We start from the raw sequence: 26,034 nt of genomic DNA, 5'->3' as shown, positions 1-26,034 counted from the left end.
CGCGTCAACTACTCCACTAGCTTCGCCGCGGCCTGCAGATGCTCGATGGCCTCCGCGACGACCGATTCGATCAGCTCGGCACACGACGGCAGGTCGTCCAGAATGCCGGCCACCTGGCCGGATGCCAGCACGCCGGCGTCGGTGTTGCCCTCCACCAGTCCCGCCTTGAGCAACATCGGGGTGTTGGCCGCCATCACCACCTGCGACCAGGTCAGCTCCTTGCCGTGCCGCATCGCCAGACCGTCCTGGATCATCGACCGCCAGCTCATCTGCGACATCTGCTTGAACTTGGCCGCGTTGCGTACCGCCGCGGTGAAACCACGTGCCCGCGAGCCGCTTTCCAGCTTCTCCACCAGGCCGGTGCGCAGCACCCGGTGCGGCATGCCGTCGACGCGGGTGGTGACCACGGTGCCGTCCAGTGCCGAGTCCAGGTAACGCCGTTTGACGGCGTCGGGCACCGTGGAATCCGAGGTGAGCAGGAAGCGGGTGCCCATGGCAACCCCGGCTGCGCCGTAGGACAGCGCTGCTGCCAGTCCGCGTCCGTCGAAGAACCCGCCCGCGGCGATCACCGGAATGTCCGTGCCCTTGACCGCGTCCAGCACCGACGGCAGCAGCAGGGTCGTGGCAACCGGACCGGTGTGCCCGCCCCCTTCACCGCCCTGCACGATCATCGCGTCGGCGCCCCACCCGGCGACCTTGCGGGCGTGCTTGGCCGCCCCGATCGACGGAATAACCACGGCCCCAGCCTCTTTGAGCCGGGCGATCAATTCGGGTTTGGGCGCCAGCGCGAAGGACGCCACCTTGACGCCCTCACGGATCATCAGTTCGACGCGGTCGCCGGCGTCGGCGGCATCGGCACGCATGTTGACGCCGAACGGTTTGTCCGTCGCGGCCTTCACCTTCTTGATGGCCGCCGACAGTTCGTCGAGCGTCATGGTGGCCGAGGCGAGAATGCCCAACCCGCCGGCGTTGGCCGTGGCCGACACCAGCCGGGCACCGGCCACCCATCCCATCCCGGTCTGCACCACCGGGTGTTCGATGCCGACCAGCTCGGTCAGCGGCGTCTTGATCCTCACTACCGGATCTCTCTGTCGCGCAGCGCCTTCGGGTCGATGACCTCACGGATGAGTCGCAGTTCGTCGTCGGTGGGCTGCCGGGACTCACCGGCCTCGTCGAGGCCGTGCACCTCGAACGAGGTGGCCTCGCGGACGTCGTCGGGGGACACACCGGGGTGCAGGGACAGTGCCCGCATGGTGTGGTCCGGTCCGCCGAAGTCGAAGACACCCAGATTCGACACCACCCGGAAGACGTTGACGAACCGGAACGCCGGGTTGTCCGGATCGACCTTGTCGTAACCGATGCCGGAGACGACGTCGACGGTTTCGGTGAACACCCGCTTGGAGTGGCTACCGACCCAGTAACTGGTGGCGTGGTTGATGGTATTGCCTGGTGAGCCGCGGACCCCGAACATCTGCCGGGTCGGCTGCTGCAGCGGGCCAAACGCCGAGATGTTCTGATTGCCATAGCGGTCAACCTGATTGGCGCCCATCACGACATGCCGACGGCCCCAGCAGAGGGTTTCGAAGACCCGACCGAACGGCATCCAGCCTTCGACCGGTCCGGTCTTGCCGAGTGCCGGGGTGTCGGCCAGCAATTGCGCCTCGCCGTCGGTGAGCAGGATGTCGGGGGAGAAGGTCAGCCGTGCCAGCCGGGCCCCGACGGAGGCCATGTTGGTCATCGGGCTGATCATGATTTCGCCCGCGTCCCTGAACAACTCGGCGCAGGCGATCGCGCATACTTCTGCTCGGGTGCCGCTCATTTCGCTGCCTCCTCGGCGAACTTCCGCACGGCGGCCTGGTAATCCTCTTCGCCGCCGGACAGGTAGGTGGCTACGAACTGCTGCCAGCCCTCTTCGGTGGAAGCGGCCTCGGCGTAGTGCCGCTGGAACTTCTCGTCGCGGCCGTAGTCCGGTGCGGCGGTGGTGAAGTGAGCGCCACCAGGCGCTTCCACCACGCCGTCGACCATCATCCGGTTGATCAAAAGCGCCTGCGGGGGAACCGATTTGACCAGTTCCTCCGTAGGCACAATGCGCTCCACCGACAGGAATCTACGGTCGGCGGCCATCAGGAACAGGTCGTCGAAGTAGGGGTCGATGCCGGTGTATGCGGCATTGCCCCTGTTGTCACCGAGATTGAGGTGGGCGAACGCGACGTCGAGCCGCAGCGCCGGCATCGCGATCAGCTTCTCGTACCCGCCGTCGGTGGGGTAGGGGCTGGTGACGGTCTTGAGTTCGCCCTCCCAGAAGTCCGGCACCGAACTGCCGAGCCCCGCGCGGGTCGGCAGGAACGGCAGCCGTTGTGCCGCCGCCTGCAAGCCGTTGCGCAGCATGCCCTCGTCCATCTCGCGGGCCTCGATGGCGCCGCTGGTGCGGGCCTTGGCGAACCACGGGTCGTAGAAGGGCGGCGAGTCCAGGGAGACGAACCCGTAGTAGACCCGCTTGACCTTGCCGGCCGAGCACAGTAGGCCCAAGTCCGGGCCGCCGTAAGTGACGACGGTCAGGTCGGTGACGTCCGTGCGCAGCAGCGCCCGCACGAAGGCCATCGGCTTGCGGCGCGATCCCCAGCCGGCGATACCGATCGTCATGCCGCTCTCTACGTGCGCGACGGCGTCGTCCAGAGTGGTCGTCTTGTCGCGGGTCATGCGCCGCTCCTCCTCATCGCTTCGTCCCCTGCAAGCGGGCGGGACCCCCGCTGCATCGTCGCCGGCGTCATTCCTTCTTGCCCTTTGCCGTTCCGGCGAACGCGTCGCGGTGCTCGTCGGCGACACCGGCGAGGTTGAGTTCGAACGTGAACCCCTGCTCCATGCGGTAGCTCGAGTTGACGCGTTGCACGTCGATCAGGTTCAGCGCCTCCTTGGCGGCGCGGATGACGCGGGTGTCCTTGGCGGCGATATCGCGGGCCACTCTGAGCGCGGCTTCGTCCAACTCAGCGCGCGGCACCACCTCATGCACCGAGCCGAAGTGGTGCAGCGTCGCGGCGTCCACGGTGGCGGCGGTGAAGAACAGGCGCCGCATCATGTGCTGCGGCACCAGGCGGGACAGATGGGTGGCCGCGCCGAGTGCGCCGCGTTCCACCTCCGGCAGCCCGAAGATCGCGTCGTCGGAGGCGACGATGACGTCGGCGTTGCCCACCAGGCCGATGCCGCCGCCGACACAGAAGCCGTTGACCGCGGCGATCACCGGCACCGCACACTCGTAGACCGCACGGAATGCCGCGAAGCACCCGCGGTTCGCGTCGATCAGCGCCGTGAAGCCCTCGGTGCGCTGCATTTCCTTGATGTCGACGCCGGCGTTGAAGCCGCGGCCTTCGGCCCGCAGGATGACCGCATGGGTCTGCGGATCCCGGCCGGCGGCCGTGATGGCGTCCCCGAGTTCGAACCATCCTTGTGACGGAATGGCGTTGACGGGCGGGTAGTCGACGGTGACCGCGACTATTCCGGGTTCTGTCGTTGTGGAGGTGATCGTCATGGCACTTCCTGCTGAGTCCGCTGGGGTCAGTTACCTAAGCAAGCACTTGCTTGGTACGCTAGCACAGTGACCGAACCCCAATCAGCCCCCGGCAGCATCAATCTGGGTTTGGCCGGGCGTGTGGTGCTGGTGACTGGCGGCGTTCGCGGCGTCGGCGCCGGTATCAGTTCGGTTTTCGCCGAGCAGGGCGCGACGGTCGTCGCCTGTGCGCGACGCCCGGTCGAGGGCTTTCCGCACGAGTTCCACAGTTGCGACATTCGCGACGAGGAGTCGGTCAAGCGCCTGGTGGGGACGATAGTGGAGCAGTACGGGCGTCTGGACGTGTTGGTCAACAACGCCGGCGGTTCTCCGTACGTGTTGGCCGCCGAGGCGACGCACAACTTCCACCGCAAGATCGTCGAGCTCAATGTGCTTGCACCGCTGTTGGTTTCGCAGCATGCGCACGCGGTGATGCAGAACCAGCCGAACGGCGGCTCGATCGTCAACATCTGCAGCGTCAGCGGGCGCCGGCCCACGCCGGGCACCGCCGCCTACGGCGTGGCCAAGGCCGGCTTCGAAAACCTCACCACCACCCTGGCTGTCGAGTGGGCGCCCAAGATCCGCGTCAACGCGGTGGTGGTCGGCATGGTCGAGACCGAACAGTCCGAACTGTTCTACGGCGACGCCGACTCGGTCGCCCGGGTCGCGGCCACCGTGCCGTTGGGCCGGCTGGCCAAGCCTGTCGACATCGGTTGGGCGGCAGCATTTCTGGCATCCGACGTGGCGTCGTACATCAGTGGGGCGACGCTGGAGGTGCACGGCGGTGGGGAGCCGCCGCAGTATCTGGCCGCCTCGAGCGCCAACAAATGACGGAAAAGGAGTAGTGGCAATGGGTTTGGTTGACGGCCGAGTGGTCATCGTTACCGGCGCGGGCCGCGGCATCGGCCGTGCGCATGCCCTGGCGTTCGCCGCCGAAGGCGCACGGGTGGTGGTCAACGACATCGGCGTGGGCCTGGACGGATCGGCCGGCGAAAGCCCGGCGCAGCAGGTGGTCGACGAAATCACCGCCGCCGGTGGGGAAGCCGTGGCCAACGGCGACGACATCGCCGACTGGACCGGCGCGCAGAACCTGATCGACACGGCGGTCGACACCTTCGGCGGCCTCGACGTGCTGGTCAACAACGCCGGATTCATCCGTGACCGGATGCTGGCCAATACCAGCGAAAGTGAGTGGGACGCCGTCATCCGTGTGCATCTCAAGGGTCACTTCGCCACCCTGCGGCACGCGGCCGGCTACTGGCGCCGGCAGATCAAGGCCGGCACCGTCGGCCCGGACGAGCTGAATGCCCGCATCATCAACACCAGCTCCGGCGCCGGCCTGCAAGGCAGTGTCGGGCAGGGCAACTACTCCGCCGCCAAGGCCGGAATCGCGGCGCTGACTCTCGTCGGCGCCGCCGAACTCGGGCGCTACGGCATCACGGTCAATGCGATCGCGCCCGCCGCCCGTACCCGCATGACCGAGGCCGTGTTCGCCGAGACGATGGCCGCCCCGGAGGACGGTGGATTCGACGCGATGGCCCCGGAGAACGTCTCGCCGCTGGTGGTGTGGCTGGGCAGCGTCGAGTCCCGGGACGTCACCGGAAAGGTTTTCGAAGTCGAGGGCGGGCTGATCCGGGTCGCCGAGGGTTGGGCGCACGGACCACAGATCGACAAGGGCGCGAAGTGGGATCCCACCGAGCTGGGGCCGGTGGTCACCGACCTGCTGGCCAAGTCACGGACGCCGGTTCCGGTATACGGGGCCTAGCGTTTTGCGTTGACTCTGCGTACAGGGTGCGAATGTGCGGGTGCGTCGCGCCCTGGACGCAGAATCAACGCGGTCGCGGGATTTTTACGGGTCGCAGATGACGATCGGGATCGTCCGGTCGGTCCAGGCCTGATAGTCCTCATAGGTCGGGTACATGTCCACCAGCTTCGGCCAGTACTTGGCGCGTTCCTCGTCGGTGGCGTCGCGTGCGGTGAGGTCGAGGATTTCCTTCTTGATCTGCACCTTCACCTTGGGGTTTGCCTTGAGGTTGAGGTACCACATGGGGTTCTTGGCCGAGCCGCCCTTCGATGCCGCCACGATGACGCGGTTACCGTCGCGCAGGAAGTAGAGCGGGCTGACCCGGGGTTCACCGGTCTTGCGACCGGTGGTGGTCAGCAGGGCGACGGGGATCTTCTGGAATGTGCTGCCGAGACCTTCGCCGCCGTTGCGGCGGTACATCCACGTGTTCAGTCGCGACATCCACTTGATGAAGTGATCAGTCAGCGGCGAATTCAGAAAGCGCGGGGGAGATTTCGGCATGAATTGATCCTAGTGCTGGATGAACGGCGTGAAACTGGCTCTGATGTGCTGGATTTCGGCTTTGCCGGTGGGGCTTTCGGCCGGAATCACGAACGTCTCGTCGACCCGCGCGGCGATTCGCCGACCGGCGAGCGCCGCCTTGCTCAAGACGTCGTAGCGGGCGTGTACCTCGTCGCCCTCGATGCGGTAGTGCGGGGGCGTGGCATCGGCGATGACGCGGTACTGCAATCCGCGATTCAGGCCGCGCCGTAGGTGATTACCGGAGAAGCCGTTCTTCACGCCCAATTCGATGCGGGTGCATCCGGCGGCGAACGGAACGGCTTCGGCGTCGTGGCTGACGAGTGCATCGATGTAGCTCTGAGCCGCGGCGATGCGACTCTCCTCGGAGACGTGCACGGTCTAGATGCGTTCGATGATGGTCCCGGTCGACAGCGCGCCACCCGCACACATGGTGATCAGCGCGGTGCTCTGGTCAGTGCGCTCCAGTTCGTGCAGCGCGGTGGTGATCAGCCGGGCTCCGGTGGAGCCCACCGGGTGGCCCAGGGCGATGGCGCCGCCGTTGACGTTGACCCGGTCCATGTCGGGCTCGTGCACCCGCGCCCAGGACAGCACCACCGACGCGAAAGCCTCGTTGATCTCCACGATGTCGATGTCGCCCATCTTCATCCCGGCCTTCTCCAGCACCCGCGCCGTCGACTGCACGGGACCGTCGAGGTGGTAGTAGGGCTCCGCGCCGACGTTGGCCTGGCTGACGATTCGGGCCCGCGGCCGCAGCCCGAGCGCCTTGGCCTTGTCCTCATCCATCCAGAGCACCGCGGCCGCGCCGTCGGAGATCTGCGACGAGGTGCCCGCCGTGTGAATGCCGCCCTCCATCACGGGCTTGAGCTGGCTCAACCCCTCCAACGTGGTGTCGCGCAGACCCTGGTCGCGGGTGACCGGCGCGCGCTCGTCGGTCGGCCGCTTGTTCTCGTCGAGCACCGGCGCCACGATCGGCGAGATCTCCCGCTCGAACCGGTTCTCCTCCCAAGCCCGCTTGGCCTTCGCCTGGGAGGCGAAGCCGAATGCGTCGATCTCCTCGCGGGTGATGCCACGGCGCTTGGCGATGCGCTCGGCGGCCTCGAACTGATTCGGCATATCGATGTCCCAGGATGCCGCGCGGATCGCCGCGCGGTCGGGGCCGGCGTTGGCGCCCAGACCCACCCGGCTCATCGCCTCGATACCGCAGGCGATGCCGATGTCGATGGCACCGGTGGCGATCAACCCGGCGACCAGGTGATTGGCCTGCTGGCTGCTGCCGCACTGGCAGTCGATCGTGGTGGCGCCGACGTGCTCGGGCAGTCCGGCCGTCAGCCACGCCACCCGGGTGATGTTGTTGGACTGTTCGCCGAACTGCGTGACGCAGCCGCCGACGAGTTGTTCGACGTCTCCGGCCTCAATACCGGCCTTCTCGACCAGTGCCTTCTGCACCGCCCCGAGCAGTTCGGTGGCATGCAGTCCTGAGAGCCATCCATTGCGCTTGCCGATAGGGCTGCGAGTGGCTTCGACGATTACCGGGTTACCCATGAAGCCAGGCTAGAACACGTTTCATTACTATGACAAGCAAGGATGGTTACCTGCCTTTTATCTGCGCAGGAGCCGTGTTTTACTGGCACTAGAACACGTTGCAAATAGTGTTGTAAAAGGAGCGCACCCTACATGGCACCCCCCAATATTCCCGCCGACTTCGACTTCCTCGACCCCGACGTCAACCTCGCAGGTTTGCCCGTCGAGGAGCTCGCCTGGCTGCGCAAGGCGGAGCCGATCCACTGGGTCGACATCCCCGGCGGCGCGGGTGGGTTCGAGGACCACGGTTATTGGCTCGTCACCCGCCACGCAGACGTCAAAGAGGTGTCGAGGCGTAGCGACCTCTTCTCCAGCTGGATGAACGGCGCCATCCCGACTTGGCCGCCGGAGATGAAGCGCGAGCAGGTGGAACTGCAGCGCAGCGTCATGCTGAACATGGACGCACCCCACCACACCCGGCTGCGCAAGATCATCTCCCGCGGCTTCACCCCCCGGGCCATCGGGAGGCTGGAAGCGGAGCTGTCCCAGCGGGCCCAGAACATCGCCAAGACCGCCGCCAGTGCGGGTAGCGGCGACTTCGTCGAGCAGGTGGCATGCGAATTGCCATTGCAGGCCATTGCCGGCCTGCTCGGCGTTCCCCAGGAGGACCGCGACAAGCTCTTCCGCTGGTCCAACGAGATGACCGGTGGCACCGACCCGGAGTACGCCACCGTCGATCCGGCTCAGTCCTCGATGGAGCTGATCGTGTACGCGATGGCGATGGCCGACGAGCGGGGTAAGAATCCCACCGACGACATCGTCACGACGCTCATCCAGGCCGACATCGACGGCGAAAAGCTTTCCGACGACGAGTTCGGGTTCTTCGTGATCATGCTCGCGGTGGCCGGCAACGAGACCACGCGCAACTCGATCACCCACGGCATGATCGCCCTGGCGAACAACCCCGATCAGTGGGAGCTCTTCAAGAAGGAGCGGCCGTCGACCACCGCTGACGAGATCATCCGCTGGGCCACACCGGTTTCGGCGTTCCAGCGCACCGCCAGCGAGGACACCGAGCTGGGCGGCGTGCAGATCAAGAAGGGCCAGCGGGTGGTGATGTCCTACCGGTCGGCCAATTTCGACGAGGACGTGTTCGACGACCCGCACAGCTTCAACATCCTGCGCGACCCGAACCCGCACGTCGGTTTCGGCGGCACCGGCGCCCACTACTGCATCGGCGCTAACCTGGCCCGCATGACCATCAACCTGATCTTCAACGCGGTGGCCGATCACATGCCGGACCTCACCCCGGTCGGTGAGCCCGAGCGGCTGCGCTCGGGCTGGCTCAACGGAATCAAGCACTGGCAGGTCGACTACACCGGCAAAAACGCGGTGGCGCACTGATCACGATGGACTTCAATCTCAGCGCAGAGCAGGAGGCCGTCGCCGACGTCGTGAAGTCGGTACTGAGCCGCGAATTGTCATGGGCCGCACTGGCGGACGGCGGAGTGACGGCATTGGCGGTGCCCGAACGTCTGGGTGGGGACGGGGTAGGTCTGGCGGAGGTGGGCACCGTGCTCACCGAAGCAGGCCGCCACGGCGCCATCACACCGGCGTTGGTCACACTGGGCTACGGCGTGGTGCCGCTGATCGAACTGGCGTCGCAGGAGCAGCAGGACCGCTACCTGGCCGCAGTTTCCGGTGGCGGGGTGCTGACCGCGGCACTGAACGAACCCGGTTCCCCACTGCCGGACCGGCCTTCGGTTGCGTTCAGCGGCGGGCGGTTGTCCGGGGTGAAAGTCGCTGTCGGGTACGCGGAGTCGGCGGACTGGATGCTGGTGACGGCCGACACCGGTGTGGTGGTGGTGTCGCCCAATGCCGATGGCGTGCGCCTGGTCCGTACCCCGACATCCAGCGGCTCCGACGAGTACACAGTGACCTTCACCGATGTCGCGGTCGCCGACGCCGACGTGCTGGCCGGTGCTACGGCGGCGCGGGTCAACCAACTGGTGCTGGCCATGACCGGTGCCTATGCCGCCGGCCTGGTGGCCGGAGCGTTGCGGCTGACGGCTGACTATGTGGCCGGGCGCAAGCAGTTCGGCAAGCCGCTCTCGACATTCCAGACCGTTGCGGCGCAGCTGGCGGAGGTCTACATCGCTTCGCGCACACTCGATTTGGCGTCCAAGGCGGTGCTCTGGAAACTGGCCGAGGGACGCGACGCCGGTTCCGATCTCGACGTGCTCGGATACTGGCTGGCTTCGCAGGCGCCACCGGTGATGCAGACATGTCATCACCTGCACGGTGGCATGGGTATGGACATCACCTACCCGATGCACCGGTACTACTCCACGATCAAGGACCTGACCCGATTGCTGGGCGGGCCATCACACCGACTAGATCTGGTGGGAGTGTAGATGTTTATCGACTTGACCCCTGAGCAGCGCCAGCTGCAGGCGGAGCTGCGGGAGTATTTCACCAATCTGATTTCGTCCGACGAGGCGAAAGCGATGGAGCAGGACCGCCACAACGAGGCCTATCGAGCGGTGATCCGCCGGATGGGCAAGGACGGCAAGCTCGGCGTGGGATGGCCGAAAGAGTACGGCGGCTTGGGTTTCGGGCCGATCGAACAATCCATCTTCGTCAACGAGGCGCACCGGGCCGATGTGCCGCTGCCCGCGGTGACGCTGCAGACGGTGGGTCCGGTGCTGCAGCAGTTCGGCACCGAGGCGCAGAAGAAGAAGTTCCTGCCGGCGATCCTCGCGGGCGAGGTGCACTTCGCGATCGGTTACAGCGAGCCGGAGGCCGGCACCGACCTGGCCTCGCTGCGGACCTCGGCGGTGCGCCAGGGCGACGAGTACATCGTCAACGGCCAGAAGATGTGGACCACCGGCGGCCACGACGCCGACTACGTGTGGCTGGCCTGCCGCACCGACCCGGAAGCCGTGAAGCACAAGGGCATTTCGATCCTGATCGTGGACACCAAGGATCCCGGCTATTCCTGGACGCCGGTCATCCTGTCCGACGGCGCGCACCACACCAACGCCACGTACTACAACGACGTGCGAGTCCCGGCCGACATGCTGGTCGGCGAGGAGAACGGCGGCTGGCGGCTGATCACCACCCAGCTCAACAACGAGCGGGTGATGCTCGGGCCGGCCGGTCGTACCGCCGGCATCTACGATCGCCTGCACGCCTGGGCGTCCAAGCCCGGCGGCAATGGCGTCACTCCGATCGACCACCACGACGTCAAGCGGGCGCTCGGGGAGATCTACTCGCTGTGGCGGGTCAACGAGCTGTTGAACTGGCAGGTCGCCGCGGCCGGCGAGGACATCAACGTGGCCGATGCGGCATCGACGAAAGTCTTTGGTACCGAGAAGATTCAGTACATCGGGCGGCTCGCCGAAGAGATCGTCGGCAAGTACGGCAACCCGGCCGAGCCGGACACCGCGGAGCTGCTGGAGTGGCTGGACTCGCAGACCAAACGCAACCTGGTGATCACCTTCGGTGGCGGGGTCAACGAGGTGATGCGCGAGATGATCGCGGCGGCGGGTCTGAAGGTGCCGAGGGTGCCTCGATGAGCGAACTCCAAGAAGCCATCGCCGAGATTGTCGCGGCAGGTGGCGGTAAGCCGCGCACCGGGCGAGACCCGGTCAACCAGCCGATGATCAACAACTGGGTGGAAGCGATCGGCGACCGCAACCCGATCTACGTCGACGAGGCCGCGGCCCGTGCGGTGGGTCACCCGGGACTGGTGGCGCCACCGGCAATGATCCAGGTGTGGACCATGTTCGGCCTGAACGGCGCTCGCCCGGACGACGACCCGATGGGCCCGATGATGAAGTTGTTCGACGACAACGGTTATATCGGGGTGGTCGCGACCAACTGCGAGCAGACCTATCACCGTTATCTGCGGCCCGGCGAGGACGTCAGCATCACCTCCGAAATGGGCGACGTGGTGGGGCCGAAGCAGACCGCTCTGGGTGAGGGCTTCTTCATCAACCAGCACATCGTGTGGCGGGTCGGCGATGAAGACGTCGCCGAGATGAATTGGCGAATCCTGAAATTCAAGCCCGCTTCAGGGTCTTCTGGTGCTGCGGTGCCCGACGACCTGGACGCGGATGCGATGATGCGCCCGGCGTCGTCACGCGACACCGCGTTCTTCTGGGAGGGCGTCAAGGCGCACGAGCTGCGAATCCAGAAGCTGGCCGACGGTTCGCTGCAGCATCCGCCGGTGCCGGCGGTATGGCAGGACCCGGCCGATCCCATTGACTATGCGGTGGCCAGCGGACGCGGCACCGTGTACAGCTTCGTGGTGCACCATGCGCCGAAAGTGCCCGGCCGCACACTGCCTTTCGTGATCGCGCTGGTGGAACTGGAGGAAGGCGTCCGGATGCTGGGCGAACTTCGCGGCGTCGATCCCGCCGCGGTGGAGATCGGAATGCCGGTCCATGCAACGTATATCGATTTCCCGGCCGGGGAATCTGGGCCGGAGTGGACCCTGTACGCCTGGGAGCCGGAGGCATGAGCGCGCCTGCTGTGGGCTTTGCCCTGCCCGAGTTGAAGTTGTACGGCGACCCGACGTTCATCATCTCAACAGCGTTGGCTACGCGCGACTTTCAGGACGTGCACCACGACCGGGACAAGGCTGTTGCGAAGGGCTCGAAGGACATCTTCGTCAACATCCTGACCGATACTGGTCTGGTGCAGCGCTACATCACCGACTGGGCCGGGCCGTCGGCGTTGATCAAGTCGATCGGGCTGCGGCTCGGCGTGCCGTGGTACGCCCACGACACGGTGACCTTCTCCGGTGAGGTGACGGCGGTCGAGGACGGGTTGATCACGGTAAAGGTGATCGGCGCCAACAGCCTTGGCAACCATGTCATTGCGACCGTGACGCTGACGATGGGGGACGCGTAGATGTTGTCCGGTAAAGCGGCCATCGTCGGGATCGGCGCTACCGACTTCTCCAAGAATTCCGGCCGTTCCGAGCTGCGGCTGGCTGCGGAAGCCGTTTTGGACGCGTTGGATGATGCGGGGCTTTCGCCTTCGGACGTCGATGGGTTGACCACCTTCACCATGGACACCAACACCGAGGTCGCGGTGGCGCGCGCGGCCGGCATCGGTGATCTGAAGTTCTTCTCCAAGATCGGGTATGGCGGCGGTGCGGCGTGTGCCACCGTCCAGCAGGCCGCGATCGCGGTGGCCACCGGGGTGGCCGACGTGGTGGTGGCCTACCGCGCCTTCAACGAGCGCTCCGGCATGCGGTTCGGCCAGGTACAGACCCGGCTGACCGAGAACGCCGATTCGACCGGTGTGGACAACTCGTTCTCCTACCCGCATGGTCTTTCGACTCCGGCCGCGCAGGTGGCGATGATCGCCCGGCGGTACATGCACTGGTCGGGCGCCGGTAGCCGGGACTTCGGCGCGGTGTCGGTGGCCGACCGCAGGCACGCGGCGAACAACCCCAAGGCCTATTTCTACGAGAAGCCGATAACCATTGAGGACCACCAGAATTCGCGGTGGATCGCCGAGCCGCTGCGCCTGCTGGACTGCTGTCAGGAGACCGACGGCGCGGTGGCGATCGTGGTGACGTCGGCGGAGCGGGCGCGCGACCTGAAACACCGGCCGGCCGTCATCGAGGCGGCGGCCCAGGGATCCAGTCCGGACCAGTACACGATGGTCAGCTACTACCGGCCCGAGATCGGGCTGCCCGAAATGGGGGTGGTGGGGGATCAACTGTGGTCGCAGTCCGGCCTTTCGCCGGCTGACATTCAGACCGCGGTGCTGTACGACCATTTCACCCCGTTCACGCTGATTCAGTTGGAGGAGTTGGGGTTCTGCGGCCGCGGTGAGGCCAGGGACTTCATCGCCGACGGGGCGATCGAGATCGGTGGGCGGTTGCCGATCAACACGCACGGCGGTCAACTGGGTGAGGCCTACATCCATGGGATGAACGGAATCGCCGAGGGTGTAAGGCAATTGCGTGGAACGTCGGTGAACCCGGTTCCGGACGTCGAGCACGTGCTCGTCACCGCGGGGACGGGTGTGCCGACGTCCGGGCTGATCCTCGGCTGAGCCTTTTTGCCTTCGGCGAGTGTGCGGCTAGCCGCACACTCGATTGCGGAGGTGCGGCTAGCCGCACACTCGGCGGGGTGTAGACAGTTGAAGTGACCGCCGCGGCCCTGCGTGCGAGGCTGCCACCGTGCGTGAGCAGTTCATTGGTAGCGAGGCCCTCGCTACGGGAGTCCTGACCAAGTCTGAACTGTCTACCCGCTATCGCCGCCTGTTTCCAGACGTCTATGTGGGGCGGAATGCGGCGGTTAGCGCCACGTCACGAGCCGAGGCCGGGTGGCTGTGGACGGGTCGCTGTGGAGTGCTCGCGGGATACTCGGCGGCGGTGCTGCACGGCAGCCGATGGGTCGACGATGGTCAGGCAGTGGAATTGCTGCACGGTAATCGTCGGTGCCCACCCGGGATCCGTGTGCACCGCGACCGCATAGATGAAGACGAGATCCAGCTGATCGACGGCATGGTTGTCACCTCCCCGGGAAGGACTGCCTTGGATCTCGGCTGCTGGTATCCAACGACGAGAGCGGTAGCGGCCATTGACGCGCTGGCTCGGGCGACCGACATCAAGGCGGCGGACGTAGAGCTGTTGTCGCGTCGATACAGTGGAAGACGAGGCATCGTGCGTGCGCGTCGGGCAATCGACTTGTTCGATGCCGGTGCGCAATCTCCGAAGGAGTCCTGGCTGCGGGTGCTGCTTGTGCAAGCCGGCTTTTCCAGGCCGCAGACCCAAATTCCGGTGAGCGACGAGTTTGGCGACGTTTTTGCGTATCTCGACATGGGCTGGCCCGACTTGAAAGTCGCAGTTGAGTACGACGGTGAGCAGCACAGAACCGATCAGCGGCAGTACAAATGGGACAGCCGGCGGCGGGAAATGCTCGAGCGTCTTGGCTGGACTGTGATTCGAGTGCTGGCCGGCGACAAGTCCGCCGACATTATCAGTCGTGTTCGCTCAGCATTGGGGAGCCGAATGTGCGGCTAGCCGCAACACCGGAGGCCGAACGCGCGGCTGGCCGCACACTCGGCGGAATGGGGCTACGCGGGCACCAACTCCACGCCGCTGAGCACGACGGCGTTTTCGCGGGCTGGTGCGACAACGCCGGCCAGGAAACGGCCGTCTTCCTTCCAGACGTTGACCTGCAACGTCTCGCCCGGATACGCCACGCCCGCGAAGCGGGCGCCATAGGCCGCGACGGCTGAGGTGTCGCCGTCGAGCAGGGCGTCGGTGATGGCCTTGCACGTCATGCCGTAGGTGCACAGGCCGTGCAGGATCGGCTGCGGAAAGCCTGCGGCAGCAGCGAATTCAGGGTCGGAGTGCAGCGGGTTGCGGTCGCCGCAGAGCCGGTACAGCAGCGCCTGCTGCGGCAGAATCGGCATCGCCAGCTCGAGATCCGGCGCGCGGTCGGGTGCGGCGTCCGAACCCGACGGCCCACGTTCACCCCCGAAGCCACCTTCGCCGCGAGCGAAGATGGACCGCCGCTGCGTCCACAACACGGTGCCGTCCGGCGCCGTTGCCGTGGTCTCACTCCAGATCACCGCGGCCTTGCCCTTGTCCCAGATGTCGGTGAACCGGGTGACCGACGTCGCCGAGCCCGAAGGTGGCAGCGGCGCAGGCACTTCCACCCGCTCCGAGGCGTGCAGTACCTTACTCAACTCGATGTCGATACCGGGGAACTGCACGGTGGGCGGCTTGGTCATGTGGAAGGTCGCGGCGACGTTACCGAAGGTGGGCAGCACCTGCGGCGTGTCGTCGACCAGGTAGCGCAGTTCGCGCGGGTCCATGGGGTCGGCGCCGGCACCCAGGCCGAGGTGGTAGAGCTGGATGTCGGTACTCGTCCAGGAGAACTCGATGGGATCCAGTTCCGCGGCGAGCGCGACTTCGACGTCGATCGGCATGTCAGCGCTCTCCTGCGATGTGTAGTGCCGCCAGGTATCCGAACGTCATGGCCGGCCCGATGGTCCCGCCGGGGCCGGGGTAGGTGTGTCCCATTACCGGAGCGCTGACATTGCCTGCGGCGTAAAGCCCTTCGATGATGCTGCCGTCGTCGCGCAGGGCGCGTCCGTGGACATCGGTGCGGATGCCGCCCTTGGTGCCCAGGTCGCCCGGCACCATCTTGGCGGCGTAGTAGGGCGCGTGGGTGATCTCGCCGAGGTTCGGATTCGGCTTGTTGGTCGGGTCGCCGTAGTACTTGTCGTAGGCGCTTTCCCCGCGATGGAAGTCCTCGTCGACGCCGGAGCGCGCGAATCCGTTGAAACGCGCCACGGTCTTGCTGAGTTCGTCGACCGGTAGCCCGGCTTTACCGGCCAGCTCTTCCAGCGTTTCGGCCTGAATAATCACGCCGGACTCCATCCACTTACGCGGAATCCGTTGTCCGGGCTGCAATCCGGCAAAGATGTAGCGGTCCCGGTACTGCTGGTCGAACACCAGCCAGGCAGGAATGTTCTCGCCGGGCCCCGGGCCCTGGCCGTACTGGCCGCCGTACATGTGATGGCATGCCTCGACGTAGGGCATCGATTCGTTCATGAACCGCTTGCCGGACATATTGACGATGATCGAACCAGGCGAATTACGCTCCGACAGCGCGAACCACGGGGCGTCCACCAGCGGCACCGTCGGCCCCCACCAGGCGTCTTCCATCAAATCCAATGCAGCACCCAGTTTTTCGCCTGCAACGATGCCGTCGCCGGTGTTGGCTTTGGCGCCCACCGTCCACTCGGTGGTGATCGGGGCACGCTGGTACTTCACCCGCATCTGCTCGTTGTGCTCGAAACCGCCCGAGGCCAGGATGACGCCGCGCCGGGCCCGGATCAACCGTGGCTCCGCAGACTCCGGAGCTCCCGCGTCACGCACGTAGACGCCCCGTACCACGCCGTTCTCGACGTAGAGGTCGGTGAGCGCGGTGTTGAGCACGACCGGAACTCCGGCCCGCTGCAACCCGATTCGCAGCGGCGCGATCAACGCCCGGCCCATGCCGACCAGATTCTTGCCGGTTGCCTTGGCCCACATCGTGCGTCCGCCGATCTTCAAGCTGCGCAGCACGCCGCGCGGGTGCCGCTTGAGCATGTTGAGTCGCACGTAGTCCTGTTGCATGACAACCACATTGAGCGGGACCTTGCCGTAGGCGGGTTCGAGACCGGCCTCGTCGGGACCCAGCTTGCGCGCGTTGAACGGCTTGGGCTCGATGGACCGGCCGTCGGCCCGTCCGCCCGGCGCCTCCGGGTAGTAGTCGGAATAGCGCGGCACCCAGCACATCTTCAGCGGCGTGTGCTTGAGCACGAAGGAGAGCATCTCGGGCCCGCGCTCGAGGTAGGTGTCGATGCGTTCGGGCTCCACGACGTCGCCGACGATGCCGTGCAGATAGGTGCGGGCGGCCTCGGTGGTGTCCTTCACCTTGTCGCGCCGCAGAACCTCGTTGTTCGGGATCCACACGCCGCCGCCCGAGCGGGCGGTCGAGCCGCCATAGTGCGGCGCCTTCTCGATGACTACTGTCGAGAGGCCGCGGTGCGCGGCGGTGAGGGCAGCCACCATACCGGCGCCGCCGCTACCCACCACGACGACGTCGTACTCCTGTGCTGTCATGTAGAACACGTTATAGAATTGCCCGGGCTGGGCGCTACTGGCCCGGTCAAGCGGACGAAGGAACTTCGGTAAATGCTCACTGATGCGACCCGGGAAGCGCTAGCTGCCGACTTGGCCCAGGCCGAACGGACCCGCGAGGGAATCGCCCCGATTTCGCCCGCGTACCCCGACATCGACGTCATCGACGCCTACGAGATTCAGTTGCTCAACATCCGCCGGCGGATCGCCGACGGTGCCCGGGTGGTGGGGCACAAGGTGGGTCTGTCGTCGCCGGTGATGCAACAGATGATGGGCGTCAACGAGCCCGACTACGGCCATCTGCTGGATGACATGCAGGTGTTCGAGGATGTCCCGGTGCCTACGTCCCGGTATCTGCTGCCGCGGGTGGAGGTCGAGGTGGGCTTCATCCTGTCGGGTGACCTGCCTGGTGCGGAGTGCACCGAAGAGGACGTGTTGGCCGCCACCGAGGCGCTGGTGCCGTCGATCGAGCTCATCGACACCCGGATCAAGGACTGGCAGATCAAGATCTGCGACACCATCGCCGACAACGCCTCCTCGGCGGGCTTCGTGTTGGGACAGGCCCGGGTATCGCCGGGCGACGTCGACGTGAAGGCGATCGACGCGAAGTTGACCCGCAACGGGGAGCTGATTGCCGAGGGCCGCAGCGACGCGGTGCTGGGCAACCCGGTCACCGCCGTTGCCTGGCTGTCCCGCAAGGTGGAAAGTTTTGGTGTGCGGCTGAAGAAAGGTGACATCGTTCTACCTGGATCGTGCACCTTTGCCGTCGACGCGCGGGCCGGCGACGAGTTCGTCGCGGACTTCGCGGGCCTCGGTACCGTTCGGCTTTCCTTCGAATAGGAGGAGCGATCGCGAGCGCGGCGTAGCCGGGTGAAGCGGGTCGCGACCAAACAGAATAGGAGCGATCGCGAGCGCGGCGTAGCCGGGCGAAGCGGGTCGCGACCAAACAGAATAGGAGCGATCGCGAGCGCGGCGTTGCCGGGTGAAGCGGGTCGCGACCATGGGGTTAGGAGCAATATGCCGGCTAAGGCGAGTGTGGCCATTGTCGGATCGGGCAACATCAGCACCGATCTGCTGTACAAGCTGCTGCGATCCGACTGGCTGGAGCCCCGCTGGATGGTGGGTATCGACCCCGAGAGCGAAGGCTTGGCACGGGCCCGCAAGCTGGGGCTGGAGACCAGCCACAAGGGGGCGGACTGGCTGCTGGAACAGGACGAGAAGCCCGATTTGGTGTTCGAGGCGACCAGCGCCTACGTGCACAAGGCGGCGGCGCCCAAGTATGAGGCGGCCGGCATCCGGGCCATCGACCTGACCCCGGCCGCGGTCGGTCCGGCGGTGATTCCGCCGGCGAACCTGCGCGCACACTTGGACGCCCCGAACGTCAACATGATCACCTGCGGCGGGCAGGCGACCATTCCGATCGTCTATGCCGTGTCCCGAGTCGTGGATGTGCCCTACGCCGAGATCGTGGCGTCGGTGGCGTCGGTGTCCGCGGGGCCGGGCACCCGGGCCAACATCGACGAGTTCACCAAGACGACCTCGCGCGGCGTCCAGACCATTGGTGGTGCGGCCCGCGGCAAGGCGATCATCATCCTCAACCCGGCCGACCCGCCGATGATCATGCGCGACACCATCTTCTGCGCGATTCCCGAGGACGCCGACCGCGACGCGATCGCGAAGTCCATTCACGACGTGGTGGCCGAGGTGCAGACCTATGTGCCGGGATACCGGTTGCTCAATGAGCCGCAATTCGACGAACCGTCGGTGGTCAACGGCGGCAACCACGTGGTGACCACGTTCGTGGAGGTCGAGGGCGCCGGCGACTACCTGCCGCCGTATGCCGGCAACCTGGACATCATGACCGCGGCCGCGACCAAGGTCGGCGAGGAGATCGCCAAAGAGACGCTGGCTGTGACGGGAGGCGCACGATGAGCGGCCACATTTTCGAGGGCGCATGGGACGTCCGGATCACCGACACCTCGCTGCGCGATGGGTCGCACCACAAGCGGCACCAGTTCACCAAGGACGAAGTGCGCTCCATCGTGACGGCGCTCGACGCCGCCGGGGTGCCGGTAATTGAGGTGACGCACGGCGACGGCCTCGGGGGCTCGTCGTTCAACTACGGCTTCTCCAAGACCCCCGAGCAGGAACTGATCAAGCTCGCCGCCGAGACCGCCCAGGAAGCCAAGATCGCCTTCCTGATGTTGCCCGGTGTCGGCACCAAAGAAGACATCAAAGAGGCGCAGGACAACGGTGGTTCGATCTGCCGCATCGCCACCCACTGCACCGAGGCCGACGTCTCCATCCAGCACTTCGGGCTGGCCCGCGAACTCGGGCTGGAAACCGTCGGGTTCCTGATGATGGCGCACACCATCCCGCCGGAGAAGTTGGCCGCACAGGCCCGCATCATGGCCGACGCCGGCTGCCAATGCGTCTACGTCGTCGACTCGGCCGGGGCCCTGGTGCTCGACGGTGTGGCCGACCGGGTGTCGGCGCTGGTCGCCGAACTCGGCGAGGACGCGCAGGTGGGCTTCCACGGACATGAGAACCTCGGACTCGGGGTGGCCAACTCGGTCGAGGCGGTGCGCGCCGGCGCCAAGCAGATCGACGGCAGCGTGCGCCGGTTCGGTGCCGGTGCGGGCAACGCGCCGGTAGAGGCGCTGATCGGGGTGTTCGACAAGATCGGCGTCAAGACCGGAATCGACTTCTTCGACATTGCCGACGCCGCCGAGGACGTGGTGCGCCCGGCCATGCCGGCCGAATGCCTGTTGGACCGCAACGCGCTGATCATGGGCTACTCCGGGGTGTACTCGTCGTTCCTCAAGCACGCCGTGCGTCAGGGCGAGCGCTACGGCGTCCCGGCACATGAGTTGTTGCACCGGGCGGGTCAGCGCAAGCTGATCGGCGGCCAGGAGGACCAGCTGATCGACATCGCGCTGGAGATCAAGCGCGAGCAGGAGGCGAACGCCTAAAGCGCCTGGTTGGAGCGTCAGCAGCGGCCGCTCAACGTGGCCGTGGTGCATTTTTGCCGCGGTTTTTGTCACCTGCGCGCGAGTACCCTCGACTGCAGAACCCGCGCCGCGTGAAGGAGCATTCCGATGTTGACCCTGCCTTCGAGGATTTCCAGGATGCTGGCTGGCGGACTGCTGGGTGCCGCCGGTGCCGCGCTGATCGTGATGCCTGTGGCCGCCGCCGACCCTGGCCAGCAGTGCAACACCACCTTCGGCCAGACGGCGTCCGAACAGGTACAGGGCTACCTGAACAAGCACCCCGACGTGAAGGCGGAGATCACCGCGCGTTCGCAGGCGTCGGGGTCGGGCACCAATCTGGTCGACTACCTCAATCGGCACCCGGACGTACGTCAGGCGCTGATCACGCTGGCCAACGAGTGCACGTCCTGAGGTGATCGGGCTTCGTCGGTGAGCGTTATGCGCGACACGCGCAAATGTTCGCGGTTGACTCAAAATAGGAACACGTTCTAGCGTCAGTTACGTGTTTTCTGACGCGCTCACCGAAGCGATCGCGGAAGCCGAGAAGCTTGTGGCTGCCGCCCCGCACATCGAGACCGAAGCCGACCTCCTCGAAGGACTGCAGTATCTGGCCGGCTGTGTGACCGGCTGCATGCATCTGGCCTTCGACTACGAACGCGACCATCCCTTCCTGCAGTCCGGAACCGGCCCGTTCACCAAGATGGGCTTGGACAATCCGGACACCCTCTACTTCGGCACCCGCGTCCACGCTGACCACGACTACGTGGTGCGTGGGGTGCGCGGTACCACCACCGACCTGAGCTTTCAGTTGCTAGGTGGTGAATACACCGACGACAACGTGCCCGCCAGCCAGGCCGCGTTCGACGACCGCGAACTCGACATCGCTGCCGACGGCACCTTCGAGTGGCGGTTGCGGCCGACCAGTCCGGGACAACTCGTGATGCGCGAGGTCTACGGTGACTGGTCGGCCACCCGGGGCACGCTGACCATCGAACGGGTGGACACCGCGGGCACCGCGCCACCGCCGCTGACCCGCGAGCTGATCGAAAAGCGTTATGCCACAGCGGGTAAACAGCTGGTCAACCGGGTCAAGACGTGGCTGCAGTTTCCGCAGTGGTTCTACCTCAAGATCCCGGTCAACACCATGGTGCCGCCGCGACTGACTCCCGGCGGTCTGGCGACCCAGTACTCGTCGGTTGGCCACTTCGACCTGCAACCGGAACAAGCGCTGGTGATCACGGTGCCTGTGAGTGACGCCCCGTATCTGGGCTTCCAGCTGGGCAGCATGTGGTACATCTCGCTGGACTACATCAACCACCAGACTTCGCTGAACAACACTCAGGCGCAGGCTGATCCGGACGGCAAGGTCCGCATCGTCGTCAGCGAACAGAATCCCGGAGTGACCAATTGGGTTGAGACGCTGGGCCATCGGCGCGGGTTCCTGCAGTTCCGGTGGCAGCGGGTGTCCCGGGAGCTGACTGAGGCCGACGGCCCGACCGTCGAGCTGGTCGACGTCGACGCGGTGCCGGCTTCGCTGCCTTATTTCGAGCACAACAAGATTTCCGAGGACGACTGGCGGACGCGGATCGCGCTGCGCCAGTTGCAGATTGCGGCAAGGATGCTGGGATGACCGACATGCTCGACGGCAAGGTGGTAGTGATCAGTGGCGTCGGCCCGGGCCTGGGCACGACGCTGGCGCGCCGATGTGCCCTCGAAGGGGCCGACCTGGTGCTGGCAGCGCGCAGCGCGGACCGGTTGGACGACGTCGCCAAGCAGGTCGTCGATCTGGGTCGCAAGGCGGTCGCGGTGCCCACCGACATCACCGACGACGCCCAGGTGAGCAACCTGGTGGAGGCGTCCCTGCAGGCGTACGGCAAGGTCGACGTGCTGGTCAACAATGCGTTCCGGGTGCCGTCGATGAAGCCGTTGGCGGGCACGACATTTCAGCACATCCGCGACGCCATCGAGCTCAGTGCGCTGGGGGCCTTGCGGCTCATCCAGGGATTCACGCCCGCGCTGGCCGCGTCGAATGGTTCCGTCGTCAACGTCAACTCAATGGTGATCCGGCACTCCCAGGCCAAGTACGGGGCCTACAAGATGGCCAAGTCGGCACTGCTGTCGATGTCGCAGTCGCTGGCGACCGAACTCGGCGAGCAAGGTATTCGCGTCAATTCCGTGGCACCGGGCTATATCTGGGGCGACACGCTGCAGGGTTACTTCAACCACCAGGCCGGTAAGTACGGCACCACCGCCGAGCAGATCTACCAGGCCACCGCTGCGAACTCGGATCTGAAGCGGCTACCCACCGAGGACGAGGTGGCCTCGGCGATTCTGTTCATGGCCAGCGACCTGTCCAGCGGCATCACCGGACAGACGCTGGACGTCAATTGCGGGGAGTACCACAACTAATGGCCGAGCGAACTGACGTCGGAACCGTCGACGACCTGCACGCGTCGGCGACCAAAATGACCGGTCTGGACGACTTCGGCACTGACGACGACAACTACCGCGAAGCGCTGAGCGTGCTGCTGGACGCCTACAAGCGCGAAGCGGGCCTGACGGCGTTGGGCAGCAAGATGAATCGGGTATTCCTGCGCGCCGCGCTGGTGGCCCGGCTGCTGTCGGAGTCGGCATGGAAGCAGTACCCGGCCTATGCGGACGTGGCCATCAAGCAGCCGATTTTCGTGACGGGACTGCCGCGCACCGGCACGACGGTGCTGCACCGGCTGCTGGGCGCCGATCCGGCGCACCAAGGACTGCATCTGTGGCTGGCCGAGTTCCCGCAGCCCCGCCCGCCCCGGGACACCTGGGACTCGAACCCCTGGTACAGCCAGCTGAATGAGCAGTTCAACAAACACCACCAGGAGAACCCGGAGTACACCGGGCTGCACTTCATGGCTGCCTACGAGCTGGAGGAATGCTGGCAGCTGCTGCGCCAGTCGCTGCATTCGGTGTCCTACGAGACGTTGGCCCACGTACCGAGCTACGCACAGTGGCTTGCGCAACAGGACTGGACCCCGTCCTACCAACGGCACCGCCGCAATCTCCAGCTCATCGGAATGAATGACGCCGACAAGCGTTGGGTGCTCAAGAATCCCAGCCATCTGTTCGCGCTGGACGCGTTGATGGCGACCTATCCTGACGCTTTGGTGATCCAGACCCACCGGCCGGTGGAGACGATCATGGCGTCAATGTGCTCGTTGGCGCAGCACACCGTTGAAGGCTGGTCGACGTCGTTCACCGGCGCCCAGATCGGCGCCGACTCGATGGAAACCTGGTCGCGGGGGCTGGAGCGCTTCAATACCGTTCGCGCGTCGCACAATCCGGCTCAGTTCTGCGATGTGGACTACCGTGATCTGATCGCCGACCCGTTGGGCACGGTCGCCTCGGTATACCGCCATTTCGGTCTGACACTGACCGACGAGGCGCGAAAGGCGATGGAGGACAGTCACGCCGAGAGTCAGACCGGTGCGCGTGCGCCCAAGCACAAGTACTCGCTGGCCGATTATGGGCTGACCGCCGAGCAAGTCAAGGAGCGGTTCGCCGGGCTGTGATCGGCGCTGCCTGTCGCTGCTACTCGGGCAGCGCGGCACTCGACTTCGGCTGTTGGCCAGTGTCGTTGCCCGGCCCCGTAGCGACAACTACTCCGCAGCCTCCAGGATCCCTTCGGCCACCGCATGTTCGATGCTGTCGGAGAGCCGGGGGCAGGAACGGGTGCGTGCAGTGTTCCCACCACAGGCCCGCACCTCGGCGAAGTGCGCACACCGCTGCGACGCCTCGGTATTCCATTGCACCGCAGTGTGACCCGGACCCAACCAGCGCACCGATACGGTGACGTGACAGAAGCGGCAGTCCACCGGGCGTAGCCCGCCAGTGAGATAGCGCTCCCGGTCCGCGCGGCTGGCCTCGGCCACCGCAGCGGCCCGCTGCGGATCGTCGGCGAAATCCCGTGACTTCGACCACGAACCGGACCCTCCGTTGGAGCCGTGCGGCTCGTCGTGATCATGGTGATCACCGTGCAGCATCAACATCGACCGGGCGAGCCTATCGACGTCGGGAACCGCCGGCTGGTCGTCGGACATTTCGGTCAGTGCTGTTCGGCCGGCACTTCGTCGGCAACCGCTTCGTCGGAAACCGCTTCGTCGGAAACCGCTTCGGCCTCTTTGGCTTTCAGGTTCTCGGCGACTTCCGCGTTCCAGAACTCGTTGGCCCGGGCGGTGTCGACCTCCATCTCGAAGCGCTCCACCATCTCCGGGGTGACGTCGGCGACGTCGACGTAGAACTGCTGATACCAGCGACGCATCTGGTAGACGGCGCCGTCCTCTTCGACCAGCAGCGGATTGTCGATGCGGGTCTTGTGCTTCCAGATCTCGACGTCCTGCAGGAAGCCCTTGCTCACACCCTCGGTGAAGACTCGGGACAGTTTGTCGCTCATCTTTTCGTCCATGCCCTTGGGCTTTTCGACGATGACGCCCCACTGCAGGACGAAGGAGTCCTGAGTCACCGGGTAGTGGCAGTTGATCAGGATCGACTCGGACTTAAAGCCGCTGTAGCTGTTGTGCAGCCAGTTGATCATGAAGGACGGGCCGAAATAGGAGGCCTCCGAGTCCAATTCCGCCTCGCCGTACGAGGTGCCGAGATCGTTGACGTCGGGGCGTCCCACGTTGTGCAGGTACTGCGACGCGATGTGGCCCTCGAAGACGTTCTTGAAGTACGTCGGCAGGCCGAAGTGGATGTAGAAGAAGTGCGCCATGTCGGTGACGTTGTCGATGATGTCCCGGCAGTTGGATCCCTCAATGAGGATCCGGTTCCAGCGCCAATTGGTCCAGTCGTCGCTGTGGGCTTCCGGAATCTCGGGGATCCGGACCGCAGGGTCCGGCGGATTGCCCTCGTGGTCGTGCCAGACGAACAACAGGCCGCCGCGAACGTCCGTCGTCCACGCCCGGGTGCGCGCCGTCTTGGGGGTGCGCTTGGCGTAGGGCACCAGCTTGCAGCGGCCGTCGCCGCCCCACCGCCAGTCGTGGAAGGGGCAGGCGACCTCGTCGCCCTTGATGGTGCCTTCGGACAGGTCGCCGCCCATGTGCCGGCAGTAGCCGTCCAGGATCTTGATGTCGCCCGTGGAGTCGGCGAAGACGACCAACTTGGTGCCGAACGCCTGAACCGAGTGCGGCTTGCCGTCACGGAAGTCTTCGGCCACGCCCAGGCAGTGCCATCCTCGGGCATATCTGGTCGGCAACGCGCCGGCATCGATCTCCCGGACACCGACTCCACTTGTGTCGGTACTCACCTGTCACCTCCAGATCACGGGTACTAACTAGAACACGTTACAGTTTTGGGGCGGGGAAGCGCAACGACGGCGAGTCTGGCTGAGTTTGCTGGGGGCGTATGCGCATTGCGGTATATGTAATTGATGCCGCTGTTCTCTTTCGAAGGCCGCTCGCCGAAGGTCGATCCCACCGCGTTCGTGGCGCCGACCGCGACCCTGATCGGTGACGTCACCGTCGAGGCGGGGGCGTCCGTCTGGTACAACGCCGTGCTGCGCGGCGACTACGCGCCCGTAGTGATCCGTGAGGGCGCGAACGTGCAGGACGGGTCGGTTCTGCACGCACCGCCGGGCATCCCCGTCGACGTCGGTCCCGGGGCCACCGTGGCGCATCTGTGCGTGATCCACGGCGCGCACATCGGCTCCGAGGCGTTGATCGCGAACCATGCGACGGTGCTCGACGGCGCGGTGATCGGCGCGCGCTGCATGGTGGCGGCCGGTGCTGTGGTGGTGGGTGGAACCCAGATTCCGCCCGGCATGCTGGTGACCGGCGCGCCCGCGAAAGTGAAGGGGCCGATCGAGGGCACCGGCGCCGAGATGTGGGTCAACGTCAACCCGCAGGCTTATCGGGACCTGGCGCAGCGGCATATCGCCGGGGTGGAGCCGATCGAGCCGGCCTAGCTTTGGCCGAATGAGCCGGCCTAGCCCTGGCCGAATGTGCGGCCA

Annotated in this window: 28 protein-coding genes; 17 read left to right on the top strand and 11 right to left on the bottom strand. The window is 65.8% G+C overall.

Annotation, left to right across the window (positions count from 1 at the left end; all coding sequences use genetic code 11):
* Positions 1–8 precede the first annotated feature (8 nt).
* From ipdC to echA20, 4 genes are all read right to left on the bottom strand, one after another.
* On the bottom strand, positions 9–1,076 hold the full coding sequence (gene ipdC, locus QXH22_RS25410) for a (3aS,4S,5R,7aS)-5-hydroxy-7a-methyl-1-oxo-octahydro-1H-indene-4-carboxyl-CoA dehydrogenase (RefSeq protein WP_306247372.1): 1,068 nt from the start codon (positions 1,074–1,076) through the stop codon (positions 9–11).
* A complete protein-coding gene (gene ipdB / locus QXH22_RS25405; RefSeq protein WP_306277394.1) occupies positions 1,076–1,819 on the bottom strand; it encodes a cholesterol ring-cleaving hydrolase subunit IpdB in 744 nt (247 codons plus the stop codon). Before ipdB ends, ipdC begins: the two co-directional genes overlap by 1 nt.
* On the bottom strand, positions 1,816–2,700 hold the full coding sequence (gene ipdA / locus QXH22_RS25400; RefSeq protein ID WP_306247997.1) for a cholesterol ring-cleaving hydrolase subunit IpdA: 885 nt from the start codon (positions 2,698–2,700) through the stop codon (positions 1,816–1,818). The genes ipdB and ipdA overlap by 4 nt, the downstream gene beginning before the upstream one ends.
* 67 nt (positions 2,701–2,767) lie before the next feature.
* Complete coding sequence (gene echA20 / locus QXH22_RS25395) at positions 2,768–3,526, bottom strand: (7aS)-7a-methyl-1,5-dioxo-2,3,5,6,7,7a-hexahydro-1H-indene-carboxyl-CoA hydrolase (protein WP_055581943.1); 759 nt, start codon at positions 3,524–3,526, stop codon at positions 2,768–2,770.
* A gap of 66 nt (positions 3,527–3,592) precedes the next feature.
* Here echA20 and QXH22_RS25390 point away from each other — a divergent pair, with 66 nt between their 5' ends.
* Positions 3,593–4,375 carry an SDR family oxidoreductase gene (locus QXH22_RS25390; RefSeq protein WP_306277393.1) on the top strand — a complete coding sequence of 261 codons (783 nt, stop codon included), beginning with the start codon at positions 3,593–3,595 and terminating at the stop codon, positions 4,373–4,375.
* Positions 4,376–4,394: 19 nt separating this feature from the next.
* Positions 4,395–5,309 carry an SDR family oxidoreductase gene (locus QXH22_RS25385; RefSeq protein WP_306247379.1) on the top strand — a complete coding sequence of 305 codons (915 nt, stop codon included), beginning with the start codon at positions 4,395–4,397 and terminating at the stop codon, positions 5,307–5,309.
* 84 nt (positions 5,310–5,393) lie between these two features.
* Here QXH22_RS25385 and QXH22_RS25380 read toward each other — a convergent pair whose 3' ends face one another.
* Genes QXH22_RS25380 through QXH22_RS25370 form a run of 3 tightly spaced genes read right to left on the bottom strand, consistent with a single transcriptional unit; the run spans position 5,394 to position 7,412 of the window.
* On the bottom strand, positions 5,394–5,849 hold the full coding sequence (locus tag QXH22_RS25380) for a nitroreductase family deazaflavin-dependent oxidoreductase (protein ID WP_306247381.1): 456 nt from the start codon (positions 5,847–5,849) through the stop codon (positions 5,394–5,396).
* A 9-nt stretch (positions 5,850–5,858) separates the two neighbouring features.
* Entirely contained in the window at positions 5,859–6,245 is a 387-nt protein-coding gene (locus QXH22_RS25375) for a hypothetical protein (protein ID WP_306247383.1), read from the bottom strand.
* A gap of 3 nt (positions 6,246–6,248) precedes the next feature.
* Positions 6,249–7,412 carry a steroid 3-ketoacyl-CoA thiolase gene (locus QXH22_RS25370; protein ID WP_306247385.1) on the bottom strand — a complete coding sequence of 388 codons (1,164 nt, stop codon included), beginning with the start codon at positions 7,410–7,412 and terminating at the stop codon, positions 6,249–6,251.
* Between the two features lie 132 nt (positions 7,413–7,544).
* On the opposite strand from QXH22_RS25370, the gene QXH22_RS25365 reads away from it, so the two are divergent.
* The 7 genes from QXH22_RS25365 to QXH22_RS25335 all read left to right on the top strand — a co-directional run bounded on the left by QXH22_RS25365 (position 7,545) and on the right by QXH22_RS25335 (position 14,439).
* On the top strand, positions 7,545–8,795 hold the full coding sequence (locus QXH22_RS25365; RefSeq protein WP_306247387.1) for a cytochrome P450: 1,251 nt from the start codon (positions 7,545–7,547) through the stop codon (positions 8,793–8,795).
* A 5-nt stretch (positions 8,796–8,800) separates the two neighbouring features.
* Entirely contained in the window at positions 8,801–9,805 is a 1,005-nt protein-coding gene (locus QXH22_RS25360; RefSeq protein WP_306277392.1) for an acyl-CoA dehydrogenase family protein, read from the top strand.
* Positions 9,806–10,969, top strand: coding sequence for an acyl-CoA dehydrogenase FadE29 (fadE29, locus tag QXH22_RS25355; RefSeq protein ID WP_306247391.1), 1,164 nt, complete (start codon positions 9,806–9,808; stop codon positions 10,967–10,969).
* A complete protein-coding gene (locus tag QXH22_RS25350) occupies positions 10,966–11,916 on the top strand; it encodes a bifunctional MaoC family dehydratase N-terminal/OB-fold nucleic acid binding domain-containing protein (protein WP_306277391.1) in 951 nt (316 codons plus the stop codon). Before fadE29 ends, QXH22_RS25350 begins: the two co-directional genes overlap by 4 nt.
* Positions 11,913–12,308, top strand: a complete 396-nt coding sequence (locus QXH22_RS25345; RefSeq protein WP_306277390.1) for a MaoC family dehydratase — start codon at positions 11,913–11,915, stop codon at positions 12,306–12,308. Before QXH22_RS25350 ends, QXH22_RS25345 begins: the two co-directional genes overlap by 4 nt.
* Entirely contained in the window at positions 12,309–13,466 is a 1,158-nt protein-coding gene (locus QXH22_RS25340) for a lipid-transfer protein (protein WP_306277389.1), read from the top strand. It begins immediately after the preceding gene.
* Between the two features lie 127 nt (positions 13,467–13,593).
* Positions 13,594–14,439, top strand: coding sequence for an endonuclease domain-containing protein (locus QXH22_RS25335; RefSeq protein WP_306277388.1), 846 nt, complete (start codon positions 13,594–13,596; stop codon positions 14,437–14,439).
* Positions 14,440–14,492: 53 nt separating this feature from the next.
* Here the strand turns inward: QXH22_RS25335 and QXH22_RS25330 are convergent, their stop codons facing one another.
* Complete coding sequence (locus QXH22_RS25330) at positions 14,493–15,353, bottom strand: MaoC/PaaZ C-terminal domain-containing protein (RefSeq protein WP_306277387.1); 861 nt, start codon at positions 15,351–15,353, stop codon at positions 14,493–14,495.
* Position 15,354: 1 nt separating this feature from the next.
* Positions 15,355–17,037: a 3-oxosteroid 1-dehydrogenase gene (kstD, locus tag QXH22_RS25325; RefSeq protein ID WP_306277386.1), complete on the bottom strand. Its 1,683-nt coding sequence runs from the start codon at positions 17,035–17,037 to the stop codon at positions 15,355–15,357.
* A gap of 72 nt (positions 17,038–17,109) precedes the next feature.
* On the opposite strand from kstD, the gene QXH22_RS25320 reads away from it, so the two are divergent.
* The 7 genes from QXH22_RS25320 to QXH22_RS25290 all read left to right on the top strand — a co-directional run bounded on the left by QXH22_RS25320 (position 17,110) and on the right by QXH22_RS25290 (position 23,599).
* The gene (locus tag QXH22_RS25320) at positions 17,110–17,895 is read left to right on the top strand and encodes a 2-keto-4-pentenoate hydratase (protein ID WP_306247404.1); all 786 of its coding nucleotides are present in this window, start codon (positions 17,110–17,112) and stop codon (positions 17,893–17,895) included.
* A 177-nt stretch (positions 17,896–18,072) separates the two neighbouring features.
* Positions 18,073–18,987, top strand: a complete 915-nt coding sequence (locus tag QXH22_RS25315; protein ID WP_306247405.1) for an acetaldehyde dehydrogenase (acetylating) — start codon at positions 18,073–18,075, stop codon at positions 18,985–18,987.
* On the top strand, positions 18,984–20,027 hold the full coding sequence (gene dmpG, locus QXH22_RS25310) for a 4-hydroxy-2-oxovalerate aldolase (RefSeq protein ID WP_306247407.1): 1,044 nt from the start codon (positions 18,984–18,986) through the stop codon (positions 20,025–20,027). Before QXH22_RS25315 ends, dmpG begins: the two co-directional genes overlap by 4 nt.
* Positions 20,028–20,153: 126 nt before the next feature.
* Entirely contained in the window at positions 20,154–20,456 is a 303-nt protein-coding gene (locus QXH22_RS25305; protein ID WP_306277385.1) for a hypothetical protein, read from the top strand.
* Positions 20,457–20,547: 91 nt separating this feature from the next.
* Positions 20,548–21,675 (top strand): hypothetical protein, encoded by a 1,128-nt coding sequence (locus tag QXH22_RS25300; protein WP_306247411.1) that lies wholly within the window; start codon positions 20,548–20,550, stop codon positions 21,673–21,675.
* Positions 21,672–22,454 (top strand): SDR family oxidoreductase, encoded by a 783-nt coding sequence (locus QXH22_RS25295; RefSeq protein WP_306247414.1) that lies wholly within the window; start codon positions 21,672–21,674, stop codon positions 22,452–22,454. The genes QXH22_RS25300 and QXH22_RS25295 overlap by 4 nt, the downstream gene beginning before the upstream one ends.
* Positions 22,454–23,599, top strand: coding sequence for a sulfotransferase (locus QXH22_RS25290; protein ID WP_306247416.1), 1,146 nt, complete (start codon positions 22,454–22,456; stop codon positions 23,597–23,599). Before QXH22_RS25295 ends, QXH22_RS25290 begins: the two co-directional genes overlap by 1 nt.
* Before the next feature lie 87 nt (positions 23,600–23,686).
* Here QXH22_RS25290 and QXH22_RS25285 read toward each other — a convergent pair whose 3' ends face one another.
* Together QXH22_RS25285 and QXH22_RS25280 are read right to left on the bottom strand one after the other, a co-directional pair.
* Positions 23,687–24,127 (bottom strand): hypothetical protein, encoded by a 441-nt coding sequence (locus QXH22_RS25285; RefSeq protein WP_306247418.1) that lies wholly within the window; start codon positions 24,125–24,127, stop codon positions 23,687–23,689.
* A 5-nt stretch (positions 24,128–24,132) separates the two neighbouring features.
* Positions 24,133–25,332, bottom strand: a complete 1,200-nt coding sequence (locus QXH22_RS25280) for a Rieske 2Fe-2S domain-containing protein (protein ID WP_306247420.1) — start codon at positions 25,330–25,332, stop codon at positions 24,133–24,135.
* A gap of 123 nt (positions 25,333–25,455) precedes the next feature.
* On the opposite strand from QXH22_RS25280, the gene QXH22_RS25275 reads away from it, so the two are divergent.
* Positions 25,456–25,989 (top strand): gamma carbonic anhydrase family protein, encoded by a 534-nt coding sequence (locus QXH22_RS25275; protein WP_306247422.1) that lies wholly within the window; start codon positions 25,456–25,458, stop codon positions 25,987–25,989.
* Positions 25,990–26,034 lie beyond the last annotated feature (45 nt).

The organism is Mycobacterium sp. TY814 (genome assembly GCF_030755175.1).
Lineage (GTDB): Bacteria > Actinomycetota > Actinomycetes > Mycobacteriales > Mycobacteriaceae > Mycobacterium.
Note: the sequence above shows the minus strand (reverse complement) of the source record. Positions and strands in the feature narration are given on the sequence as shown.

Excerpts from the sequence above, each read along its gene's own strand:
- QXH22_RS25330 (WP_306277387.1), bottom strand. The coding sequence starts at position 15,353 with ATGCCGATCGACGTCGAAGTCGCGCTCGCCGCGGAACTGGATCCCATC.
- QXH22_RS25305 (WP_306277385.1), top strand. The coding sequence starts at position 20,154 with ATGTTGACCCTGCCTTCGAGGATTTCCAGGATGCTGGCTGGCGGACTG.
- QXH22_RS25345 (WP_306277390.1), top strand. The coding sequence starts at position 11,913 with ATGAGCGCGCCTGCTGTGGGCTTTGCCCTGCCCGAGTTGAAGTTGTAC.
- QXH22_RS25285 (WP_306247418.1), bottom strand. The coding sequence starts at position 24,127 with ATGTCCGACGACCAGCCGGCGGTTCCCGACGTCGATAGGCTCGCCCGG.
- fadE29 (WP_306247391.1), top strand. The coding sequence starts at position 9,806 with ATGTTTATCGACTTGACCCCTGAGCAGCGCCAGCTGCAGGCGGAGCTG.
- QXH22_RS25350 (WP_306277391.1), top strand. The coding sequence starts at position 10,966 with ATGAGCGAACTCCAAGAAGCCATCGCCGAGATTGTCGCGGCAGGTGGC.
- QXH22_RS25365 (WP_306247387.1), top strand. The coding sequence starts at position 7,545 with ATGGCACCCCCCAATATTCCCGCCGACTTCGACTTCCTCGACCCCGAC.
- echA20 (WP_055581943.1), bottom strand. The coding sequence starts at position 3,526 with ATGACGATCACCTCCACAACGACAGAACCCGGAATAGTCGCGGTCACC.
- QXH22_RS25385 (WP_306247379.1), top strand. The coding sequence starts at position 4,395 with ATGGGTTTGGTTGACGGCCGAGTGGTCATCGTTACCGGCGCGGGCCGC.
- QXH22_RS25295 (WP_306247414.1), top strand. The coding sequence starts at position 21,672 with ATGACCGACATGCTCGACGGCAAGGTGGTAGTGATCAGTGGCGTCGGC.
- QXH22_RS25275 (WP_306247422.1), top strand. The coding sequence starts at position 25,456 with ATGCCGCTGTTCTCTTTCGAAGGCCGCTCGCCGAAGGTCGATCCCACC.
- ipdB (WP_306277394.1), bottom strand. The coding sequence starts at position 1,819 with ATGAGCGGCACCCGAGCAGAAGTATGCGCGATCGCCTGCGCCGAGTTG.
- QXH22_RS25370 (WP_306247385.1), bottom strand. The coding sequence starts at position 7,412 with ATGGGTAACCCGGTAATCGTCGAAGCCACTCGCAGCCCTATCGGCAAG.
- QXH22_RS25320 (WP_306247404.1), top strand. The coding sequence starts at position 17,110 with ATGCTCACTGATGCGACCCGGGAAGCGCTAGCTGCCGACTTGGCCCAG.
- ipdA (WP_306247997.1), bottom strand. The coding sequence starts at position 2,700 with ATGACCCGCGACAAGACGACCACTCTGGACGACGCCGTCGCGCACGTA.
- QXH22_RS25290 (WP_306247416.1), top strand. The coding sequence starts at position 22,454 with ATGGCCGAGCGAACTGACGTCGGAACCGTCGACGACCTGCACGCGTCG.
- QXH22_RS25340 (WP_306277389.1), top strand. The coding sequence starts at position 12,309 with ATGTTGTCCGGTAAAGCGGCCATCGTCGGGATCGGCGCTACCGACTTC.
- QXH22_RS25315 (WP_306247405.1), top strand. The coding sequence starts at position 18,073 with ATGCCGGCTAAGGCGAGTGTGGCCATTGTCGGATCGGGCAACATCAGC.
- QXH22_RS25360 (WP_306277392.1), top strand. The coding sequence starts at position 8,801 with ATGGACTTCAATCTCAGCGCAGAGCAGGAGGCCGTCGCCGACGTCGTG.
- kstD (WP_306277386.1), bottom strand. The coding sequence starts at position 17,037 with ATGACAGCACAGGAGTACGACGTCGTCGTGGTGGGTAGCGGCGGCGCC.
- dmpG (WP_306247407.1), top strand. The coding sequence starts at position 18,984 with ATGAGCGGCCACATTTTCGAGGGCGCATGGGACGTCCGGATCACCGAC.
- QXH22_RS25380 (WP_306247381.1), bottom strand. The coding sequence starts at position 5,849 with ATGCCGAAATCTCCCCCGCGCTTTCTGAATTCGCCGCTGACTGATCAC.